2 protein-coding genes and 1 pseudogene are annotated in these 2,412 nt (G+C 70.4%); 2 read left to right on the forward strand and 1 reads right to left on the reverse strand.

What is annotated here, in order from left to right; genetic code table 11:
• Positions 1-334: pseudogene (locus GT042_RS37775) on the forward strand (alanine--glyoxylate aminotransferase family protein); the annotation flags it as partial.
• A 58-nt stretch (positions 335-392) separates the two neighbouring features.
• On the opposite strand, the gene GT042_RS37780 reads toward GT042_RS37775, so the two are convergent.
• Positions 393-1,460 carry an alkene reductase gene (locus GT042_RS37780; RefSeq protein ID WP_161313182.1) on the reverse strand — a complete coding sequence of 356 codons (1,068 nt, stop codon included), beginning with the start codon at positions 1,458-1,460 and terminating at the stop codon, positions 393-395.
• A 207-nt stretch (positions 1,461-1,667) separates the two neighbouring features.
• On the opposite strand from GT042_RS37780, the gene GT042_RS37785 reads away from it, so the two are divergent.
• Entirely contained in the window at positions 1,668-2,111 is a 444-nt protein-coding gene (locus GT042_RS37785; protein ID WP_237531588.1) for a MarR family winged helix-turn-helix transcriptional regulator, read from the forward strand.
• Positions 2,112-2,412: the final 301 nt, after the last annotated feature.

A 2,412-nucleotide genomic window follows, 5' to 3' on the forward strand; every position in this document is an offset into this window, starting at 1 on the left:
GACACGCGCGGGTGCGCGGGCGCTGGGCGGCGGGGTCGAGCCGTTTGTGGGCGCGGACGCGGCGGCGGCTCCGGTGGCCACCACGATCCGGGTCCCGGCCGGGGTCGACGCGTCCGAGGTGGTGGCGAAGGCGCTCGCCTCGGACGCCTCGCTGCCGCTGGTCGCGGGGGGTGGCGCGCTCGCCTCCGAGATGGTCCGCGTGAACCACTACGGCCCCGACGCGACGGAGGACGCCGTACGGACCTCGCTCCTCGCCCTGGGCGCGGCGCTCGGGGAGAGCGGGGTCACGGTGTGCGTGGAGGCGGCGGCGAGGGCGGTCGAGGAGTCCTGGTGAGTACGGGCGGGGGTGGGCCGGTCGGACGACGACCGGCCCGCCCCCGCCTGTTGTACGGTCAGCCCGCCAGGACGGGGTAGTCCGTGAAGCCCTTCTCCGTACCGCCGAAGAACGTGGACGGGTCAGGGGTGTTGTACGGGCCGCCGGCCTTGAGCCGCGCCGGGAGGTCCGGGTTGGCGAGGAAGAGCTGGCCGAAGGAGACGAGGTCGGCGACGCCGTCCTCGATGAGCTTGAGCTCCTCGGGGCTGGTGGGCCCTTCGGTCTTGGCGTTGAGGACGAGCGTCCCGGAGAAGTGCTTGCGCAGGACGAGCGTCAACTCGCGGCTGTACTCGACCACATGGACGTACGCGAGACCGAGCGTCTCGAACTGCTGGACCAACGAGGTGTACGTGGCCTCCAGTTCGCCCTCCGCGCCGATGTCGTTGAGCGGGTTTCCGGGCGAGACGCGGATCGCGGTGCGCTCGGCGCCGATCTCGGCGACGACGGCGCGGGCGACCTCGACCGCGAAGCGCGTACGGCCCTCGACGGAACCGCCCCACTCGTCGGTGCGCGCGTTGGTGGTGTCCGACAGGAACTGGTGGATCAGGTAACCGTTGGCGCCGTGCAGCTCCACGCCGTCGAAGCCCGCGTCGATCGCGTTACGGGCCGCCGCGACGAAGTCGCCGATCGTCGCCCGTATCTCGTCCGACGTCAGCTCGTGGGGCGTGACGAAGTCCTTCGGACCGTCGTGGAGGTAGACCTGCCCCTTCGCGGCGATCGGGGACGGGGCGACCGGGATCAGGTCGCCGGGCAGCAGGTCGGGGTGGCCGATCCGGCCGGCGTGCATGACCTGCGCGAAGATCGTGCCGCCCTTGGCGTGCACGGCGTCGGTGACCTTGCGCCAGCCGGCGATCTGCTCCTCGCTGTGCAGGCCCGGGGTGTCCGGGTACCCCTGCCCGACGACGGACGGCTGGATCCCCTCGGTGATCACCAGACCGGCCGAGGCCCGCTGGGCGTAGTACTCGGCGACAACGTCGGTGGGCGCGTGGCTGGGGCCGTAGGAACGGCTCCGGGTCATGGGCGCCAGGGCGATGCGGTTGGCGAGCTGCGTACCCGAGAGGTCGATCGGGTCGAACGCGGTGGTCATGGTGACTCCAAAGGCACGGTGGGCCGACGGCACGGTATGTGGTCGGCCAAGTAAACAACCGCGGGTCACTCTAGCTCATTCCTTGGCCGACCAAGCTAAACTGGGGGCATGACTTCCGACGACCCCGCGTGTCCGGGCGGAGCGCCCGGTTTTACCGGTGTAAGGCCTGGTGGGACCCTGCCTGAGGCGCATGATGCTCCGAGCGGGATGCGCGGCAGCCCTGTGAGCAACGCCCTGTCCCGGATCGCCCGGCTGCACCGCATCGCGGCGGGCAAGCTGCTCCAGCGGACCGGGCTCTATCCCGGGCAGGAGTTCCTGATGATGCACCTGTGGAACGCGGGTCCTGTCCGCCAGGCGGAGCTGATCAAGGCGATGGACCTGGATCCGTCGACGGTCACGAAGATGCTCCAGCGCCTGGACCAGGCGGGCTATGTGACGCGAACGTCCGACCCGCTGGACCGGCGGGCGGTCCTGGTCGAGTCGACGCGGGACAGCTGCGCGCTGCGGTCCGAGGTGAAGGACGCGTGGGGCGAACTGGAGGAGCACACGCTGGCGGGGCTGGACGAGGGGGAGCGGGGGGAGTTGGCGCGGCTGCTGTCGAAGGTGGAGGCGAATTTGTGCCGGCAGGCGTCGGAGTGCGGTGACGCGTAGCGGGGCCGTTGCGTTTGTTCTTTGCCCTCGCGCCGGTGTCCGGCGCGGCCACTGATGTCCTCATGCGCCGGACGGGCTTCGGTTTGGCCTCTGCCCGGTGTCCGGCGCGGGTTACTGATGTCCTCAATCGCCGGACGGGCTGGGTTTGTCGTGGTGACGGGGGGTGGGGCCTGCGGAGGTACGTATGTCCGGACTGCATGTTTTACGGCGCCTCAGGAACTCGTCCAGTTCACCGGAGTCATGCGCCACAAAACACGCTTTACGTCCGGCCACACGCACCTCCTCCGACCCCACCCCCCTC

Origin of the sequence: Streptomyces sp. SID3212, from assembly GCF_009865405.1 — a bacterium.
GTDB lineage: Bacteria > Actinomycetota > Actinomycetes > Streptomycetales > Streptomycetaceae > Streptomyces.

Excerpts from the sequence above, each read along its gene's own strand:
- GT042_RS37780 (WP_161313182.1), bottom strand. The coding sequence starts at position 1,460 with ATGACCACCGCGTTCGACCCGATCGACCTCTCGGGTACGCAGCTCGCC.
- GT042_RS37785 (WP_237531588.1), top strand. The coding sequence starts at position 1,668 with ATGCGCGGCAGCCCTGTGAGCAACGCCCTGTCCCGGATCGCCCGGCTG.